This is a genomic window from Fructobacillus sp. CRL 2054 (assembly GCF_028764065.1).
Classification (GTDB): domain Bacteria; phylum Bacillota; class Bacilli; order Lactobacillales; family Lactobacillaceae; genus Fructobacillus.
Genome location: NZ_JACOFN010000014.1, coordinates 1 through 18,662, shown reverse-complemented (window position 1 = coordinate 18,662; position 18,662 = coordinate 1). Strand labels below are relative to the sequence as shown.

Annotated in this window: 22 protein-coding genes, 1 tRNA gene, 1 pseudogene and 1 other annotated feature; of the genes and pseudogenes, 1 reads left to right on the top strand and 23 read right to left on the bottom strand. The window is 44.8% G+C overall.

The features are described 5' to 3' along the window. Positions 1-27 precede the first annotated feature (27 nt). From coaBC to H7198_RS06285, 15 genes are all read right to left on the bottom strand, one after another. On the bottom strand, positions 28-1,275 hold the full coding sequence (gene coaBC / locus H7198_RS06355) for a bifunctional phosphopantothenoylcysteine decarboxylase/phosphopantothenate--cysteine ligase CoaBC (RefSeq protein WP_274458923.1): 1,248 nt from the start codon (positions 1,273-1,275) through the stop codon (positions 28-30). A 1-nt stretch (position 1,276) separates the two neighbouring features. After that, positions 1,277-2,812, bottom strand: coding sequence for a UDP-N-acetylmuramyl-tripeptide synthetase (gene murE, locus H7198_RS06350; protein ID WP_274458922.1), 1,536 nt, complete (start codon positions 2,810-2,812; stop codon positions 1,277-1,279). A gap of 87 nt (positions 2,813-2,899) precedes the next feature. Further along, positions 2,900-4,039 carry a cation:proton antiporter gene (locus tag H7198_RS06345; RefSeq protein ID WP_274458921.1) on the bottom strand — a complete coding sequence of 380 codons (1,140 nt, stop codon included), beginning with the start codon at positions 4,037-4,039 and terminating at the stop codon, positions 2,900-2,902. A 129-nt stretch (positions 4,040-4,168) separates the two neighbouring features. Beyond that, positions 4,169-5,194, bottom strand: a complete 1,026-nt coding sequence (locus H7198_RS06340) for a tRNA dihydrouridine synthase (RefSeq protein ID WP_274458920.1) — start codon at positions 5,192-5,194, stop codon at positions 4,169-4,171. Positions 5,195-5,341: 147 nt separating this feature from the next. After that, a complete protein-coding gene (locus H7198_RS06335) occupies positions 5,342-5,947 on the bottom strand; it encodes a non-canonical purine NTP pyrophosphatase (protein ID WP_274458919.1) in 606 nt (201 codons plus the stop codon). A 13-nt stretch (positions 5,948-5,960) separates the two neighbouring features. Beyond that, on the bottom strand, positions 5,961-6,983 hold the full coding sequence (locus H7198_RS06330) for a biotin--[acetyl-CoA-carboxylase] ligase (RefSeq protein WP_274458918.1): 1,023 nt from the start codon (positions 6,981-6,983) through the stop codon (positions 5,961-5,963). 27 nt (positions 6,984-7,010) lie between these two features. Beyond that, the gene (locus H7198_RS06325) at positions 7,011-7,568 is read right to left on the bottom strand and encodes a biotin transporter BioY (RefSeq protein WP_274458917.1); all 558 of its coding nucleotides are present in this window, start codon (positions 7,566-7,568) and stop codon (positions 7,011-7,013) included. Positions 7,569-7,679: 111 nt separating this feature from the next. After that, positions 7,680-8,525: a YutD family protein gene (locus H7198_RS06320; RefSeq protein WP_274458916.1), complete on the bottom strand. Its 846-nt coding sequence runs from the start codon at positions 8,523-8,525 to the stop codon at positions 7,680-7,682. A 9-nt stretch (positions 8,526-8,534) separates the two neighbouring features. After that, positions 8,535-9,896, bottom strand: coding sequence for a bifunctional metallophosphatase/5'-nucleotidase (locus H7198_RS06315; protein WP_274458915.1), 1,362 nt, complete (start codon positions 9,894-9,896; stop codon positions 8,535-8,537). 95 nt (positions 9,897-9,991) lie between these two features. Then, a complete protein-coding gene (locus tag H7198_RS06310) occupies positions 9,992-11,083 on the bottom strand; it encodes a M24 family metallopeptidase (RefSeq protein WP_274458914.1) in 1,092 nt (363 codons plus the stop codon). 159 nt (positions 11,084-11,242) lie between these two features. Continuing rightward, positions 11,243-11,554 carry a 50S ribosomal protein L27 gene (gene rpmA / locus H7198_RS06305; protein WP_091501451.1) on the bottom strand — a complete coding sequence of 104 codons (312 nt, stop codon included), beginning with the start codon at positions 11,552-11,554 and terminating at the stop codon, positions 11,243-11,245. 27 nt (positions 11,555-11,581) lie between these two features. Further along, a complete protein-coding gene (gene rplU / locus H7198_RS06300; protein WP_010690655.1) occupies positions 11,582-11,881 on the bottom strand; it encodes a 50S ribosomal protein L21 in 300 nt (99 codons plus the stop codon). A 13-nt stretch (positions 11,882-11,894) separates the two neighbouring features. Next, positions 11,895-11,970 (bottom strand) — a sequence feature (ribosomal protein L21 leader region). Between the two features lie 97 nt (positions 11,971-12,067). Further along, entirely contained in the window at positions 12,068-12,700 is a 633-nt protein-coding gene (locus tag H7198_RS06295; RefSeq protein WP_274458913.1) for a TetR/AcrR family transcriptional regulator, read from the bottom strand. A 182-nt stretch (positions 12,701-12,882) separates the two neighbouring features. Then, on the bottom strand, positions 12,883-13,647 hold the full coding sequence (gene pnuC, locus H7198_RS06290) for a nicotinamide riboside transporter PnuC (RefSeq protein ID WP_274458912.1): 765 nt from the start codon (positions 13,645-13,647) through the stop codon (positions 12,883-12,885). 42 nt (positions 13,648-13,689) lie between these two features. Next, entirely contained in the window at positions 13,690-14,019 is a 330-nt protein-coding gene (locus H7198_RS06285; protein ID WP_274458911.1) for a DMT family transporter, read from the bottom strand. A 182-nt stretch (positions 14,020-14,201) separates the two neighbouring features. Here H7198_RS06285 and H7198_RS06280 point away from each other — a divergent pair. After that, positions 14,202-14,275 (top strand) — tRNA-Arg (locus H7198_RS06280). A gap of 124 nt (positions 14,276-14,399) precedes the next feature. Here H7198_RS06280 and H7198_RS06275 read toward each other — a convergent pair. The 8 genes and pseudogenes from H7198_RS06275 to H7198_RS06240 form a co-directional block, all read right to left on the bottom strand. Continuing rightward, positions 14,400-14,663, bottom strand: coding sequence for a hypothetical protein (locus tag H7198_RS06275; protein WP_274458910.1), 264 nt, complete (start codon positions 14,661-14,663; stop codon positions 14,400-14,402). Between the two features lie 7 nt (positions 14,664-14,670). Beyond that, the gene (locus tag H7198_RS06270) at positions 14,671-15,486 is read right to left on the bottom strand and encodes a glycoside hydrolase family 25 protein (protein WP_274458909.1); all 816 of its coding nucleotides are present in this window, start codon (positions 15,484-15,486) and stop codon (positions 14,671-14,673) included. Between the two features lie 43 nt (positions 15,487-15,529). Then, positions 15,530-16,588: a GH25 family lysozyme gene (locus tag H7198_RS06265; protein ID WP_274458908.1), complete on the bottom strand. Its 1,059-nt coding sequence runs from the start codon at positions 16,586-16,588 to the stop codon at positions 15,530-15,532. A gap of 12 nt (positions 16,589-16,600) precedes the next feature. Then, on the bottom strand, positions 16,601-16,951 hold the full coding sequence (locus tag H7198_RS06260; protein WP_274458907.1) for a phage holin, LLH family: 351 nt from the start codon (positions 16,949-16,951) through the stop codon (positions 16,601-16,603). A gap of 36 nt (positions 16,952-16,987) precedes the next feature. Further along, a complete protein-coding gene (locus tag H7198_RS06255; protein WP_274458906.1) occupies positions 16,988-17,275 on the bottom strand; it encodes a hypothetical protein in 288 nt (95 codons plus the stop codon). 15 nt (positions 17,276-17,290) lie between these two features. Then, positions 17,291-17,416, bottom strand: coding sequence for an XkdX family protein (locus H7198_RS06250; protein ID WP_274458905.1), 126 nt, complete (start codon positions 17,414-17,416; stop codon positions 17,291-17,293). Then, on the bottom strand, positions 17,416-17,739 hold the full coding sequence (locus H7198_RS06245; RefSeq protein WP_274458904.1) for a hypothetical protein: 324 nt from the start codon (positions 17,737-17,739) through the stop codon (positions 17,416-17,418). The genes H7198_RS06250 and H7198_RS06245 overlap by 1 nt, the downstream gene beginning before the upstream one ends. 12 nt (positions 17,740-17,751) lie before the next feature. Continuing rightward, positions 17,752-18,662: pseudogene (locus H7198_RS06240) on the bottom strand (hypothetical protein); the annotation flags it as partial.

Genomic DNA, 18,662 nt, shown 5'->3' with positions numbered 1-18,662 from the left:
CCTTATTAGGTACATATTATACCACAATTACTGGCCATCTAGTATGGTGACTAGCTGGTGAATAATGTCTGCTGCAATCGCTGATTTTGATTTCGGTCCAATCTCGATTGGTACCTGATTGGCCTGAATAAGCGTCACCTGGTTAGTGTCCTTATCGAAGCCTGCCGCCGGTGCCAAAACATCGTTAGCGACAATCATATCGGCCTGCTTGGACTTCAACTTGCGCTCCGCGTTTTGTAGCAAATCGTTCGTTTCAGCCGCAAAGCCAATCACAACCTGACCCGACTTTTTATTCTGTCCCACCGTCTTTAAGATATCTGGGTTTTGAACCAAATCAAGTGTGAAATGAGCGTCCGGACTCGTCTTCTTCACCTTCTTATCAAAGGGTTTCGCCAATGCAAAGTCCGAAACCGCCGCCGCGCCGATAAAGGCGTCCGCATCAGTCATTGCCTCTTCGACGGCAGTCAGCATTTCCTTGGCAGATGGCGCGAGCACTAAGTGGATGGCTTTTGAACAGTCCCGCTTTGTCGCGGCTATCAAAGTCACTTCCGCACCCGCAGCAAGCGCTGCTTCTGCTAAAGCATAGCCCATCTTTCCAGATGAACGGTTGGTCAAGAAGCGGACAGGGTCAATGGGCTCTTTCGTCCCACCGGCGGTAACGACAACGCGACGACCCTTTAAGGGTTGATTATCAAAGGCATCCCGTTGCCCGTCTGTTTGACCATCGAACAGCGCTTGCTCAGTAGTCAAAATAATCGTTTCCAACTGAGCCAAACGGCCCTTAGCTTCGTAGCCTTCTGCTAAGAAACCAGTCGCTGGTTCAATCATCGTCCAACCATCGCCCTGCAATGTCTGCAAGTTCCGCTGCGTTGCAGGATTGTGCCACATCTGATCATTCATGGCCGGTGCCATGATTTTAACAGCGGCGTTTGAAGCCAAAAGCGTTTCTGTTAAAACATTATCAGCCAGACCATTAGCTACCTTGGCTAAGGTATTGGCCGTGGCTGGTGCTAAAACAATGGCATCGGCCCAGCGTCCCCAAGCTACGTGTTCCACGGAAGCTGACCCGTCTCGGTCCCCATCCGTTAACACGGCCTGCTTCGACAAAATCCCCAGCGTCTTAGCAGGAATGAAGGATTCCGCGGTCTGCGTCATCACGACTTTGACATTGGCTCCCGCCTTCACATACTGGCGAGAGAGTTCGGCTGCTTTATAGGCGGCAATGCCACCTGTCACAGCTAACAATATGTTTTTTTCTGCTAATGCTCCGCTCATATTAGACCGTAAACTTTCCTTCTTCGAGTGCTGTTTTACAGTTCTTCACGGCTTGGAAGTCACCAATGTATGGTGTATCGACACCGTTAACCTTTTGATAAGGGTCCTCACCCTTACCTGCCACCACAACCAGGTCATGAGGACCGGCCAAAGCGATGGCTTCGCGAATGGCCGTAATTCGGTCCATCTGGAAGTGAATCTTGACTTCCGGATTCGTAATCGCATCCGCAATCGTATGACAGATGTCCTCTGGCTTTTCAAAGGCCGGGTCATCGGCCGTCAAGAAGACTTGGTCAGCTTGCTTCGATAAGACTTTGGCAAAGTCGAGTCGGCGCGAAACCCCCTTGTTTCCAGGAGCGCCCAAAACAACGATGACCTCACCCTTTGGTGACTGCCCCTTGGCAAAGGCCAAGAGTGCGTTCAAAGAGGCGTAGTTGTGAGCGTAATCAACAAAGGCTACACCATGACCAGGGAGGCTCATTGAAATCATACGACCAGGAATCGTCACTTCATCCAAGCCCTTCTTCATGGCAGCATGGTGAGCACCAGCAAGGGCTGTCATCATCAAGGCTGCCGTGGCGTTTTCCTCGTTGAAGTCACCAGGTAAGTTCAAACGGTAGGAACCAGCTAATTCCTTAAAGGCAGGCAATTTCGCCCAGTCTTCAACCGTGAAGTAGGAATCGTGAAGCTCCGTCTTATCCGAGTGGAATTCGACAGTGTCCTTCAGATCAGGCAATTGACTAGCTGCCCCCTCGCGGTTGTAAGTCCAGACGTTTTCGTGCTTTGAAGCAGCGCGCTGGTAAACCTCATCAAAGTGGTCCATCCCTGCGTTAATAATTACTTGGTCTGAATGGTCAAGCAACATTTCCTTATGTGCCAAATAATCGGCAAAAGTAGGATGCTCGTTTGGCCCAATGTGATCAGGCGAGATATTCAAAAAGATACCGACATTGTAACGGAGGCCGTAAACACGGTTCTTCAAGTAGGCCTGTGAGGAAACCTCCATCACCAGGTGGGTCATCCCCTTTTCGACTGCTCGAGCCATATCCTTATAAAGTTCGTAGGATTCTGGTGTCGTCAAATCGGACTTTTTGCTGTCCTCTGGCTTGGGACCAACAATTCGGTTAACTGTTGAAAAGAGCGCTGTCTTCCCATCGGTTTCTTCCTTCAAAATGTTGTAGGCGAAGTAGGCCGCCGTCGTCTTACCCTTGGTTCCAGTAATGCCGCCAATCCAGAGCTTCTTTTCTGGGTAATCGAAGAAAGCCTGTGACAAAACCGCCAGGGCCTTCTGCGTGTCATTAACCAACCAGAGCGGAATATCCAGACCGAAGTCATCACTGGCAACCATTCCAGTCACGCCTTCCACCCCGTCCAAGTAAGAGGCTTTAAAGGCACCCTTAGCAACGAACAGTGTCTTTTCTTTGACCTGTCGTGAATCGTAGTGTAAGAAGTCAAAGTCGGCATCAATCGATGGACCTTGTACCAATAAATTGTGGTCCTGCAAGAGGGCCGTCACTTGTTTTCCTGTTAATTTCATAGTGCCTTTATTATAGCATAGGAATGCCAGCCGCAACCTCTGCGAGCAAACAAAAAAGCCGGGCCTTTACCCGACTTTTGAAAGAATTTAGTTCTTTTTCAACATTGGTTTTAAGACAATTGGTGTAAAAATGGTTGTTAAGAGAATCACCAGTACCATGGCCGCATAGATGTCGTGCTTTAGCAGATGGGCAGCCAAGGCCAGATCGGCAATCACCAGGGCCATTTCGCCTCGAGAAACCATCCCCACCCCCACAATGTGAGCCGGCTTCTTGTCCATCCCGACGATGCGGGCACCGAAAACAGGGCCAAACCACTTCGTTAGGATTGCCAAAACAGTCAACATCACAATGAGGAAGAGGTGTTGTTGCTGACCATCCCAGGAGACTTTCAGACCAATATTTACAAAGAAAATCGGAATAAAGACAACATTCCCTACCAGGGTCATGCCATGCTCGATACTTTCCCGCCCTTTCAGACGGCTAAAGATTAAGCCAATTAGGAAAGCGACAATCGCCCCTGATAGGCCCACGAATTCAGCAAAGTAAGCCGTGATGAGAATCAGAGCAAAGACAACGGTTAACAAGAGTCCTGGTTGAGGAACCTTGGCTAAAAGAGGAAGTACCCGGGGTAAGGCCCAACTAAGCGCACCTAACAAAACAACCAGGTAGGCAATCATCCCAAGCACCGTCCAGATTAAGGGCAAGTGTTTCGTATCACCAACCCCAAAGCTCGCTTCAAAAACCGTCCACATCAAAACGGCCAGAATGTCATCAATGACAGCAGCCCCTAGGATCGTTGATCCCGCTTCCGACTTCAATTGCTTGTACTCCGTCAAAATTTGGGCGGTAATCGAAACCGAAGTAGCCGAGAACAGGACACCCCAGAGCAAAGCCTGCTCGTTACCATAGCCCAACAAATGACCGAAGACAAAGAAAACGGTAAAGGGTGTCACGACACCAGCTAAGGCAACGGAAAAGGAGGCCTTCAGGTGCTTCTTCAACAGGTCCAAATCCGACTCAATACCTGCTAAGAACATCAACAATAAAACCCCGATTTCAGCCCAGTGGCCAGTCACCGTGTTCGCCGATAGAAAATGGCAACCGGCTGGTCCCAGTAACAATCCCGCACCGATCTGTCCGACCACCGCTGGCAAACCGATTCGTTCCACTAACCAGGCCAAAAATAACGCTGCTAAGAGCATGCTTGCTAAGACAACACCTGCCATAAATTCTCCTTATTTTTCCAAACAAAAAAGTCGTAGTCAAAGACAAACCTAACTCCCCCGTTAGGTAAATCCTTGAGTACGACCTCAACCAAATGTTATGAACTTGTTTTCAGTATAGCACAGTTTCTTTTAACGGTCCTCGTTTTTAACCAAGTCCCCCACGTGCTCATCCAAAATGGCACGGACTTCGTCAGTTGCATGGGTTTCCATCAGCATTTGACGCAACTGTGAGGCATGGGCAAAGCCACGTAGGTAAATCTTGAAGTAACGCTTCAAGACCTCGAAATGCTTTGGCGTTACCGTCTTCGTCACTTCATCGAACAAATCGAGCTGCAGCTTCAGCAAATCGATTGACTCAGACAAGGTGTGCTCGGTTTCTTCATGATTAAAGGCATAAGGATCTTCCAAAACCCCACGGCCAATCATAATCCCGTCAACACCTGGGTGAGCAGCAGCGATTTCCATTCCCTGCTTATAGTTCTTGATATCACCGTTCAACTGCAAAAGCGTATTTGGTGAAATACGGTCACGCATGGCGATGATGTCGTCAATCAACTCGAAGTGAGCATCGACTTTTGACATTTCCTTACGAGTTCGCAAGTGAATGGTCAATACCTGAACATCCTGCTTCAAAATCGTTTCCAACCAGTCGTGGTATTCCTCGACTTTGTTAAAGCCCAAACGGGTCTTAACTGAAACAGGCAAACCAGATTCCTTGGCTGCTGCAATCAATTCCACCGCGGTATCCGGGTGGCGAATCAAATCTGATCCTGAAGAATTCTTAATAACGGTCCCGTCTGGACAGCCCATGTTGATATCAACGGCTTCATAGCCCATTTCAGGAAGAAGCTTCGCTGCCCCACCAATGGCTTCAGGCTTTGATCCCCAGATTTGCGCAATTGGCATCTGTTCGCCAGGAGCCACGGCCAACCGACCTTGAATCGAGAACTTTGCTTCAGGATGCACCATTGAAGCGGCGTTCGTGAACTCCGTGTAGTAAACATCGGGGCCACCGGCCTTGGCAACAACCCGGCGGAAAATTGTATCCGTCACGGCTTCCATTGGGGCCATTGAGAAAAAGGGACGTGGGTTGCCCTGTTCATCTTTTGCAGAATCAACAATCTTTTGCCAGTAGGCTGACTTTGCTTGTCGCATGTTGCTCTCCTTTACGGCCACTTAGGCCAAACGTCAAATTAACCTATACATTTTAGCATGATTTATCCCCCATCACAAAGGCAGCTGCCTAGACCAGGTCAAATAAAAAAGTCCGCCCGGCATGCTTGCCAGACAGACTTTTAAAAATTATTTATTAAGGCCGGCCTTTTCAATTAAAGCTTTAAAAGTTCGACCACGATCATGGAAGGCAACCGCTTCTTCAACCGGCATTTCGGAAAGGGACTTTCCGTTTTCTGCTAGTAGCAAATCGGTAATGCCACCCAAATCAGGACCCGGATGTAATTCACGGGCAATGCGAACACCGCCACGCTCAGCAGCAATTGTGACTTTTCCCTCCGGTGAGCACAGCGCCATCGTCGATAGGAAATAAGCACCCCGCTTTTCGTCAGGAATGTCCTTATAGAGGTCTAACAGATAATCATTCACCTCTTCGTTGCCATGCAAGCCAAGCGCCCCAAATTCACGGGAGGCGGTTACACCAAAGCGGTCGGGAAAGGCTTCCAAAAAGAAGCCCGTATCATCAGCAAGCACCCACTCATTAGGCAGGTGCTCATGAATGAAGACTGCCTTCTGCTTGGCGTTTTCTTCCTGACTGGTCGTACTTTCCGCTGGAAATGACAATTTCTCACCAAGCACGTCCACATAAGAGACTAAATCAAAGCCAAAGAGCTTGGTAAACTTTGCCATCTCCCTGGTCTTTGCCTTGTTATTTGATGCAAATATCAAACGCATTGCTTTGCCACCCTTATAGATTTAGATTTTCGTACAGCTTGACCTTGGTTACTTCACCAGCATACAAAGTCTTCTTCTCGCCGTCTTCTAATTCTAACTCTAAACCAGCCTTATCGGAAACGCCCGTGACTTTTCCCTTCACGATCTCTTGACCAACCTGGATAGCCACTAGTTGACCTATCAGCAAGGAACGCTTGCGGTAATCTGCCAAGTACGAACCATCCTGGTAGTGTTCGTTCATGTCAATCAATGCCAAAGTCAATCGAGCTAGCAAAAAGTTCCAGTCCACTTCAACATCTGAATTCTCCAAAACCGACCCAGCTTTTTGCGAAATCTCTTCAGGATAAGCAGCTGGCAAGACATTCACAAAGAAGCCAAGTACAAGGGCATTGTACTGATGTTGTTCCATGTCAAAGACGGCTTCAGTAATGATTCCCCCAACCTTATGGCGCTTCACAATCAGATCGTTCACCCACTTCAATTTGACATCAAGTCCGGGAAAGCTGTCCTCCAAGACATTAGCAATCACGTCTGCCGCCGAGGTTGTTAGCAAAGATGGGATTAACTCCTTCTTCGCATCAATCGGCAATGATAATGAAATGTAGAGGCCATGGTCCTTTGGTGCAAAAAAGGCCCGTCCCCGTCGACCATAACCAGCACCCATCGTGCGGGCTGTAAAAATCGATGGATAAGGACTAGGGTTCTTCGCTAAGTAATCCTTTGCAAAAGTCTGAGTGGAACCAATTTCATCGAAGACTCGAATGGTATCGAACCGCTGCTTGCCATGACTCAAAGCATTCAAATAATTTTCAGCCACCTTTGCATCCACATGGTCAGAAAAAAGATAGGCATAGCCCATCTTCTTCTTTGAAACAATTCGATGACCGTCTTTTTGTAAGGATTTAATGGCCTTCCAAACTGACTCCCGCGAAATCGCTAACTCAGTGGCTAATTGGTCTCCTGAAACATAGGAACCAACCTGCTTAGCAAGCGCGCTCAGAACGCGGTCTTTTGTCTTTATCTTTGTTTCAACCATCGAATATCTCCAAACAAATAAGTTTGCTTACTTAAACATCTTTTCTGGAAAGGCCTTGGCAACAACCGTCGCAATGAAGACCTTCAAAAGGTCACCAGGAATGAAAATCATGTTTGCCATGTAAGTCTTCCAGAAGTCCATGTGCGCAGAGATGGTCAACCAACCAGCCCCCATGCCATAAACAACAACTACATCAATCATAAAGATTAATACAAAAGATTGGAAGACGCCAGGACGATTTTGTCCATCTTTTTTAGGCCATGCTAATGACAAAGCCGCAAAAATAATTGGTTGGAAAAGCCAAGCCCAGATGTAACCAGCAGTTGGTCCAACCAAAATCGCAGCCCCACCGTGCCCACCTGTCAATACAGGCAAGCCCAAGGCAATCATAATAATAAAGACAGCCATCACCATCGTTCCACGACGTGCACCAAGAACCAAGGTAATCAACATTACCCCTAGGTTTTGAACGACAACAGGAACTGGCAAGAAACCTAAGGTCATACCAGGCACCATGGCAAAAACAATTAGGAGTGCCAAAAAGACGGCCTCCAGGGTCAAATCACGTACTCTCATGTTATTCATAAAGCTCTCTCCTTGTTTTTGAGTAACCTAATTATATTTAAAAGGGTTACTTTAAGTCAAGAGAAAATATTATAAAAAAACGACCATCATCTGGCCGTTTCTTTTCTTTCATTAATTGCGTTCTTTAATCGTAAAGGAACGTCTCTTTGAATTGCCAGCTTTTTTACTCTCATTCAATGAATTTGACGACTGAACATTTGGTTTTGCTTGGCGCTTTTCCGACTGTCCTTGCTTCGAACTTGCAACTTTTCCACGTTGATGGTTGCGACGGCGTTGTTGACGCTTAGGCTTGGCATCGCCACCCTCTTTTACCTTTACCGTTTGATTCTTCTGCTCATTTTTCTCAGAATCCGGCTTTTTATTTCCCGTTCGTTTCCGTTCGGTAAAACGATGGCGCCGTTTATTATTCTTATTTGCTTTCTGCTGATCAGCTGCTTGTTCAGCACGCTTCTTTGGCCGGTTATTACGGTTTGAATGGTTAGCCTTCTTAGTAGGGCGCTTCTTAGCGTTTTTCTTCTCCTGCGTCTGCTGCTTCTGACGCTTCTCCCTTTGCTCTTCTTCCCATTCAGTCAAGTAATCACGTTCCTTAACCGGACGGAATGATGAGTTTTGACTTTGCAAAATGAAGTAAGGCGCCCCAAAGTTCACCGTCTCATAGAGATAGTCAGCCAGGGTATTAATCTTCTGATCAGCTGACACCTTGCGCTCCTCGTGATAAAAGCCACGCAAACGCAATTGCCCAGCAGACAAATCACCAACGATATAGTCATACTGTTTCAACAAAGGTGTATAGCGAAGCGCCATCCCCTCCGTCGTAAAGGCGTCCTTAAAATTATCCAAGAGCGTCAACTTCAAGCCATCAATTTCAATTTCGTCGCCAATTCGAGAAACTTGATACTCTGATTGCCGACGCAATTGTTGTTCAATTGTTCTATCTTTTAACGTAGCGTGATCCATGCGTTTACTTTAAGCGATTGGCGCAATCGCCTCTTCCTCTAATTTTTGATAGTAATCGGCCATCATTTCTCGTAGAAAAACATCCAGAGAAATTTTAGCCGGTGCTTCATCTAACATCGTAAAGAAATCCAACCAGCGGTAGTGGTCTAAGGTCGCAATCTGATAGTCCTTATCATCCTGAACGACCTCGTTCATATAAGTCAACTGATTTGATTCATCGTATTTCAATCCAGTCATCAAGAGTTTTCCAAAGATATCGCCCCGGAAACCAGAACCTTTAATTCGCTGGGTCAATAGCTTATCTTTCTTATCCTGATACTCAGCCATCCAGGCCTTTAAATCCTTACCTGAAAGAGTGAGGAGCATTGGCTGGATGGTATGAGGCATATCCTTCAAGAATGTATATTTACTCTTGGGTCCAGCCGGTAAGTCCGTCAGGAATAGTCCTGTCGAACAGATAGCAACTGGTAAGTTATAAAAGTCTTGTAAGGCCTTCAAACAATCAGGCCCCTGCTCTTCTTTTGAAATAGCTGGCTCATAAGTCGTCACCATTTCAGTTGACTCTTTATCAATTCCAGCTTGATTAATCATTGAAATTGCTTCGTCATCCAGCAATTCAGCCGGTAAATCATCCGTCTTATGTGCCTTTGCAACAACCGATTGTACCTTATGCTGGTCATCCAATTCAATCGTTACTTCACCAACATACTCCCCGTAGCGACCAGCAGCCGCTAACCAGGTGCCGTTTTTCAACTCCCCCTCGGGTAGAACATGGTGCGTATGTGCACCAAGAATGAAGTCGATGTTATACTTTTCAGCCAATTCACGATCCGTTGGCAAACCAAGGTGCGAAAGCAAGACGACTAAGTCCGCCTTGTGCCGCATTTCAGCTAAGTACTTATCTAAAACATCTTCAGGGTCTTCTGGCAACCAGCCCAATAATTGGTAGGTTTCCTGGTAAGGAGCCGTCATTCCGATAACGGCAATTTTAGTGCCAGCATCGGATTCGTAGACTTTGTATGGCTTTGCCCACTTTGGCTGGCTGCCATCATCCTTCACTTTCATGTTGGCTAGAATAACATCAAAGTCGGCCTTGTCATACAAATGGTCGAGCTCTTCATGGGGCATGACAAGCCCTTCGTTATTACCGATAGTAGCTGCCGTATACTTGGCCTCGTTCATAATCTCGATGTTAGCCTTACCGAGTGTCGCATCAGTTAGCGGATGTAAACGATCAATGGCATCGCCGATATCGAAGCGGAAAACAGTCCCGTTTTTAGGTGTCTCCTTCAGCAAGAAACGTTTAATTTTGGGCCAGGGTCCAAAATGTGAGTGCATATCGTTGGTGTGTCGTAATTGAATAGTTTCCATCGCTAACCTCCTTTTTCTATCTTAACATTATTTCCATATCTTTCTTTGGAAAATAAAAAAGTCTCCGTTTTACAGAGACTTTTCAAATTCATTTTTTAACGGTCAATGACAATCAAGTCCTTAGGAAGTCCGGCAGTCAAATTCTCGTGACCGTCCTCCGTTACCAAGATATCATCTTCGATACGAACGCCACCCTTACCTGCTAAGTAAATACCAGGTTCAACCGTTAGCAAGTTACCCGCTTGAATTTCATCGGATGAACGAGCTGAAAGTACTGGGCCTTCGTGAATATCCAATCCAGCACCGTGACCAGTAGCGTGGTTGTAGTAATCACCATAACCTTCACCATTGATGTAATCACGAGCAACAGCATCAACTTCGGCAGTTGAGAGTCCAGGCTTAATGACATCAATGGCATCCTCGTTGGCCTGCTTAACGATGCCATAAATCTTTGTCAATTCAGGGTCAATCTCACCCATGGCAAAGGTACGGGTAACATCAGAAGTATACCCGTCAACATAGTAGCCAAAGTCAATGGTGACCAAGTCACCCTTTTCCAACTTCTTATCGGTTGCGGTTCCGTGAGCCATTGCGGAACGGGCACCAGAAGCAACAATTGTGTCAAAGGAAGGCTTATCAGCACCAAATTCTTTCTGCAAGGCGTCCAAGCGGTTAGCGACTTCACGTTCCGTCATACCAACCTTAACTTCTGTAATCAATTGATTGAAAGCCTTGGTAGATGCTTCGGCAGCCTTACGCAAGGCGTCCGCTTCCACTTCATCCTTTACTTCACGCAAGGCTTCAACAGCACCAGGAACAGCATCAAATGAAATGTTAGCTGGCAACAAGTCATCCATCAATTGGTAAGTTGAGAATGGCAATTCTGCTTCAAAACCAAGCTTTTCAACACCGAACTCGATTAACTGCTTCACCGCTTCCCCATAGTAATCACGGGTAACGTGCAGGGAAACACCCTGTGGCAATGAATTGACATATTCATTTTCGTAACGTGCATCGGTAATCAAGGCCGCATCAGCTAATGATACAACGACAACACCATCACCAGTTCCACCAGTGAAACCAGTTAGGTAACGCATGTTTGAACCATTTGTGATGATCATTCCCTGCAAGTCCAACTGCTTAATCAATTTTTGCAGCTTTGCAATTCGCTTTTCATAGAATCCCATTTTCTGCCTCCTGTTTTTTATCTCTTTTGGCCATTGTAACATAGATTTGTTTTAAATTAAGAATACGAACCGTCAAATTAGGGCAGAAATCATTTTTATGATGTTTTTTTAATCTAATAGATGCACAAAAAAAGCAGGCAATGCCTGCTTTTCAACGATTTAGGCCTTAGCCATTTCGTTATATGCTTCCCGAGTATAAACGGAAACTTGACGCTTGTCGCGACCCTTACGTTCGAACTTTACAACGCCATCAGTCAACGCGAAGAGCGTATCGTCGTTACCACGCTTAACGTTAACACCTGGGTAGATGTGCGTTCCACGTTGGCGGTAGATGATTGAACCGGCAGTCAAAGCTTGACCGTCAGCAACCTTCGTACCAAGACGACGACCGGCTGAGTCACGTCCGTTGGCAGATGATCCACCACCCTTGTGGTGGGCAAAGAGTTGTAAGTTATCTTGATTCATCAACATAAGTCTATTCTCCTTTTACAGTGATGATTACGCGATTGAATCAATCGTCACGCGCGTGTATGGTTGGCGGTGTCCCTGCTTCGTGTGGGAATGCTTCTTAGGACGGTACTTGAAAGTAACAACCTTCTTTTCCTTACCTTGCTTCTCCACAGTTGCAGTGACCTTTGCACCTTCAACAAAAGGTGTACCGATCTTTGAATCAGTCAACACTACTTGGTCGAAGACAACCTTGTCTCCTTCTTGAGCGTCCAACTTTTCAACAAAGATGGTATCGCCTTCAGCGACCTTGTATTGCTTGCCGCCAGTTACAATAATTGCATATGCCATTATTGAATTCTCCTTTTATACTTAGACTCACCAGTACGAGGCGGTTCAATGAACTTTCTTATACCTGCACTGTGTGGTTGTAGCTGCGCTAACAACTGTTTAATTATAGCAAGGAATGTTCGGAATTGCAATTATCCCGAACTTTCATACATTTTTAGTACATATTCCCAATACAAGTATAAACGATTACCGTTCTTTTATTTGTGGAATATCTTTAATTAGGTCTCCTCGTTCTGTCGGTTCGTCTAAGGGAACCGAAAAGTCAAATAAGGACTGGGCCGACTTCTTGGTGCGGCCCGACGTACCCTTCCACAGCGATTTAAATTCAATGACGAGGTCTTCTGCAGAGAAAGGCATCCCCTCTTCTAGCCAAAGTGCTACGGCTGCAAAGAAGGCCGCCGTCATCATTTCCCATTGAAAAACGATCCGCGTTTTCAAGGCACTGGAACGAAGGTTCTGCAAAGCGACATCCCGTCGTTTGCGAAGCTCTGACATTAAGTAGAAGATCAAATCGGTATTCTTATTATGATTAAATACCTCGTGATAGAAATTCGCTTCAGCCGCTATTTTTTGAATCACTTCATAGCAAACAAAACGCTCCGTATCCTTAGGTAGCAAATCATCGACAAGGTAATGGTTCACGTCATTAATTAAATCATTTTTATTGCTATAGTGCCGATAAAAAGTCCCCCGCGTGACATGGGCTTCTTCTAATAACTCAGAAATTGAAAATCGATCTGATTCAGCCAAAAGTTTCATGGTCGCTGTCCGCATCACCTGTCGCGACCGTATAACACGCGCATCCATTGCTTTACTCATTCACTTAAACTCCTTCTTATAAAATTTAATACCCCAAAAGCTCTTTTTCAATTTGAGTATAGCAAGTTATTTTATGAAGGAAATAGCTAAAAAAATGATGATACAAAAAAGGTTGAAAAATTGTCATAACTGACAAAAATCCAACCTTTTATTGCACTAATTTATAATATTTTTTTGAAAAATTATTTGTTAATTTCTGCCTTCATAGCACGTGCCCATGGTGAGAAGAACAATCCAAGAACATCGTTTCCAAGGTACAAAATGTAAGTTGCGAAAAGGACCCAGTTAGCATCCCCTTGCAAGGCAGTCAATCCCCAAAGGGTAACAGACATGATTCCCTGCAAAGTCCACATCCAGTACTGTGAGCGGTACTTTGAGATGGTCAAAACCGCACCGGTAATACCAATCGTAGCAGACAAGGCATCAATCACAGGACGTGGTGAAATCAAAACCGTCGTATCCATTGCATACAACAGAATGAAGGCAACAACAGCCGTTACAGCTGCTAAGACCCAACCGTGGTTATCCATGACTTTAATTTTACGATTCTGCCATGCGTTCCCAAAGAACATAAAGTTCAAATCCAAAGTAATCAGGTAAATCATCTGCATCACAATATCAGAATAGTTCTTTGAGTGGAAAGCCACAATTGAAATCAAAACTGCTGAAATAAATCCAAGTAATCCGTTAATTCGACGGTTAGCCGTAATAGCTAAGGTACAAGTGAAACCGATGGCACCACCAAGCATGGACATCACAGACAAGTAATTCAAACCGTGTGCCAACCCAGTCGAAACAATCACAACCAATCCAACTGCCAACCATACATAAGATGAACGGTCCCAACCGGAGAACCCTTCCTTGTAGTATGACCATGTGAAAATTTGCTTCATGTTTTCTTTGACTTCAGACCATGTGAAGCCGTTCTTTGTTGTATTCTCTTCCATATTCTTCTCCCAAACTTTCTTTAGAATTTTCCTTCTAAAGAATTACTCATGAACGTTTCCGAAAAGGTTGACCATAATCACTCCCATGACTAAGAAAGTCAACCCCAAAACCGTTTGCCAATTCAAGCTTGCTTTAAAGATTAGCACGCTCAAGGCGGTAATAATTAGTATACCACTCGCACTCCAAATCGCGTACGCCAGATGCACTGGAATTGTCTTAACAACAATCGCTAGCAAATAGAAAGACACACCATAGCAAGCTAGCGTCACAACCGTTGGAATGATTTTAGTAAAACCATTAGTCTGCCCAATCATAGCAGTTCCCGTAGTCTCGGCAATTACCGCCAGAGCGAGGTAAAAATAAGCAAGCATTTGAATCTCCTTTACTAGAAAATAGTATCCTGGATTTTGACAGATAACAAGTGAAATTTTTCTATCATTTTAGTTTCAATACAGATACATAAAATTAGTATATTAACTTCTAAATGAATGGCCCATTTCTAGCTTTCTACCCCCTTTTTTGCTAAAATAAAGCGTATTGATTTTTAATACATGCGCTGGTAGCTCAGCTGGATAGAGCAGCCGGTTTCTACCCGGCAGGTCGAGGGTTCGACTCCCCCTCAGCGCATAAAACGTGTTGATATTTCAACACTTAACAGACGTTTGTAGCAAATATGTAGCAAACAAAAAAAAAACACCCCAACCGATTAAGGCTAGGGTGCTTTTCTTATGGAAGTTGCTAAGGCAACAATTTAATTGTACACAACCACGTTTAATTTGTGTTCTGATTTTAAAATATCAATTACATCATTCATCATTGGTTGATATTTAGCTGGATAAGATTTGATTGGCCGTGATGTGGTCGATTTACCAACCTTATTCCACTCAAAAAAGATATTCACTTTATCGCCGTATTTCGGAATCACAACACGCACGTTGTAAATGGTGTTAGGCATCTTATTCCACAGTGGTTCGATAATACGATAGATTTCATTGGCTAGTTGTTTATCATTCATAATCTGATTATAACCGATTGATGAAATCAGTGACTGCTTTGTTTATCTTTAAAATGAAATCATCCATAAACATGTGCAGTCCTTTACGGTCGCCGTTGTCGTCTGTGCTAGGCCGTTCTGGTGTTGGTAATGGTGTTGGCGTCGGATTAGGAACGACGGGGGATGGGTTGGGTTGTGGTGTCACTCGCTTGGACAACGTGTCCCAGGTTGATAGGTCGCCGTAGAACACTGAGCGGTCGTATGGCTTGGCATCGTATTGCCACATGGTCACTGTTGACCAGTAGGCCAGATGGTCGAAGTAAAGCTCATCCCCTTGCTTCTGAACATCGTCTGAAAATGCTCGGCCATCGTAATACGGGTAGCCTGCCAGCCAAAGCGGATAATCACTCATATCATCCCATGAATAATTGTGTCCACCACCGTGTAAGTCACTATTGCTGATATATAACCACGCCTTTTTACCAGTCTTATTGTATAAGTAAGAACTAATCGCTTTTGGTTCGTTACCCGTTAATGTTGGATAACCAGATATACCGTTGCGATTTTCAAAGTCGATAATTAACGGTATCTGATCATCACTACTTAATTGACCAATCGCATCTAGGAAGTATTGTGCTTGTCTGTCAGCATTAACGCCACCGTTGACAAATAGGTACAGTCCTAGTCGTTTACCGGAATCTTGAACTTGCTTAACTTGTGTCTGGAAGTATTCATTAGTGTAATAATCGCCCTCGGTTGCTTTCACGATAATAACATCACTATTGGCCACAATTTGACTAATATCAGCACCATTATTGCTTGAAACATCAGCTACATTTAACATCTTTTCTCCTATTATATGTACAGGGGAATCATCCCCTATTTAATTAAGCGTGGTTCCATGCTTTGTCAGCATCTAGCCACAACATACCGCCAAATTCTTGTCCCATGTCGATACCAACAGTATTGGCTGAAACATTATATTCGTCAATTGTTCCGTGGTTGAAACGTTGCAAGAATGCGACTGTTGCGCCATCTTCAAATGAGCGACCAACTGGGTCTGATACGTCAGTAAGCAACTTGGTGCAAATACCGTTATCATCCCAATCAAATGGGTCTGCTGCCAAATCTTCCGACTGGCATTGATACATCTTATTGATAAATTGGCAGGTCTGAATTGAAAAATCACCCTGCAAAATAAAACGATTACCAACTTCTTTGAACTTGTCAATGGCGCTTTCTTCTGGTTTTACGTTATCAGGTGCCACGTATGGCATTTCGGATGGCGTTACTGCACCACCTGCTGATAAGTGCTTCCATAGTTCTACATCGCCATAGAATACGCTCTTATCATAGCCATTTGAAGAATATTGCCACATTGTGACCTTATCTTGCCATTCTGGCATGTTTGAGAAGTAGGCACCGTTTGCCCAGTTCTGCAAATCTTCATCATAAATCACGGGTGTGTCCGCTGAATAAGGATAACCAGCAACCCAGACAGGGTAATCTGCCATATCTGACCATGTATAACCATGTCCACCGCCACGAATGTCAGCGTTTGAAATGTATAGCCAAATCTTCTTACCTGTCTTTGATTGAACGTAGTCCGCGAACTTACGTGGCTCGTAACCGGTCAACGTTTCATAGGCTGCGTTATTCTCAAAATCAAGAATCAACGCAACATCTGGGTTAGTTGCCAAATCGCCAATCGTGTCCAAGAAGTGTTGTGCCTGTTGTTCAGTATCATCTGTGTTGTTTTCACGTTCGATGAAGTGATAAACACCCAACTGACGACCCATTGATTGAGCCGTAGCGACTTGCGCTGAAAAGTTAGGGTTCACATAGCCAGTTGACTGTGTGGCCTTAACGATAATGGCATCGTTTTCATTAGCGATACCGGAAATATCGTTACCTTGGTACTGTGAAACATCTGCTACTTTTAACATTCTTGTTCCCCCTTATTTAGTTGGAAGTGACGTTGCTTGAACGTTTCCAGCTGTCTTGTCTAGTTCGTCCAAAGCTTGGTCAACATAGAACTCAATCTGTTCGTCCGTAAAGTTCTTAGCCAAACCGTTTGACTTAATACGGGCAGTTAAAAACGCCACCGCTTGTGCTTTGTGTTGATCGGTTCCAACGCCAGAATTGACAACGTAAGTAACGGCCTGTTCTGCCCAGTCGCAAGCTGACTTAATGTGAGCGTTACGCGTGTGTGCCTTAATGTATCGGTCTAAGCTATATAGTGGCTTGGCCAACAATACAACCGCTGTTCCTGCCATGGTTAGCATGGCTTGTGCTTGTGTAATATCCATTTGATTACTCTCCTTTTTGAGTGCAATAAAAAAGACCTAATCGGCCTGTGGGTGTGCTACCTTTTCTTGTTCAAGTCGGACTAGTTCCTTTTCGCTAGCGTAAATACGCTTTTCATGGTCATTAAACTTCTCATACAAATTAGACACATCTTTCTGTGTCATCTTTGTAGTGTCGTCTAGTCCTTTAATGGTGTTCGATAGCAAATTCATTTGATTAGTCAACGGATCTCCTAAGACTTTCTTCAAATACCAGCCAATAGCCATGAAGATACCAGTAGCAATTCCCAACAAAGCTGACCAATCTTCGATAGTGTGTGGTTCCAATGTTTACCCCCTTTGCTAGTCCCAGTCTTGCTCCGTGATTGTCTTGTAATCACTTTCGGACAACGTTCCGGGTACCCAAATCTTCAAATCTTCGGCTGTCATAAGTTCGTCGTCGTACCATTGTTTCAACATGTCAAACATTATTTAGTACCCCCTTGCAATGTGGCTACTTGCGCTTGTAACTGTGCAATCTGCTTTGATTGTGCTACATCACGCGTCATCATTAGCTGTGCAAGCGTGGCTAGTTGCTTTTGCACTGGGTCAGTGTACTTTTCGTTTTTTTCCGCGTTCCACTTAGCCAACTTGTCTGGGTCAGAAACCCAAGCTCCATTTTCCGCTGACCAGACAGGGAACATAACTCCAATGGGGTCTACCGCTGTCGAATTGGCAGGTTGTTCGTCAGAATAAATCGCTCCTGCGATATATTCGTGAGTATTTTCATCGAATTTAAAAAACCAACTCATTTAGTTCTCCTTTCAATTAGGCATGTCGTCTGCTGTTTCATATTCGACATAAGCTTCGATACCGTGTGTATTGCTGTCTTCGGCAATAGTCGTTGTCATAAGTTGCCCATTAGGCTGTACTTTCAACATAATGATTTTTGACCAAGCCGAAACGGCCGGGAACCGGACATCATACTGTGGACGGTATCCGACAGGAATAGTACCGATCCAATTATTTTGTGTAAGGTGTGACGCGTTTCCGCTCAATACCATTGTTACGGTATTGTTTGTTCTTCGACACTCCATAGTGACTGCTGAAACGTTATCAGTAGTGCTATTATAAACGACTGTTTGATGTGGGTTTACCTTTAGCTGACCGTTTACCGTCAAGTCCCCAACCGTCTGACCATTACCTGCTGTCAGATAATCGGCAGTCGTTGCCTTTGTCGCCTGTGTTGCGTTATCAGCGTTTGTAGCGTGGTCTGCATCAGTCGCCTTGGCGGCTGTGTCCGCGTTTCCAGTGACGTTTCCTTTCAAACCACCAGTTGCGATGATTTGATTGTCAAAGGTATTTGATTTCGTGAAATGGTTGTCCGAATTATTCTTAGCAAAGGCATCGGAATCAATTTCTTGGTTGATATTGTCCAAAATCGCTTGCAAGTGCTTTTGCTCGTTTTCGATAGTGGTCAGGTTGTTAGACAATGTCTGAATACGAGCTTGGCTTTCTTCAACAAGCTTGTTCACTGTGTCGATGTAGACCTGTGATTGTGTTTGAGTAACCACCATCGTGTTTTCTAGCACAGTAAAGGCCACGGGAATGGTTGAAATAATCTGGTTGCCGTCAGAAATCTGGATGTAGGCATCTTGGACATCTCCAGATGCTTGATAAAATTCCTTTGGAATGAGCAAAGAAAAATGACCGCTGGTAATACCAGTTCGGTCAT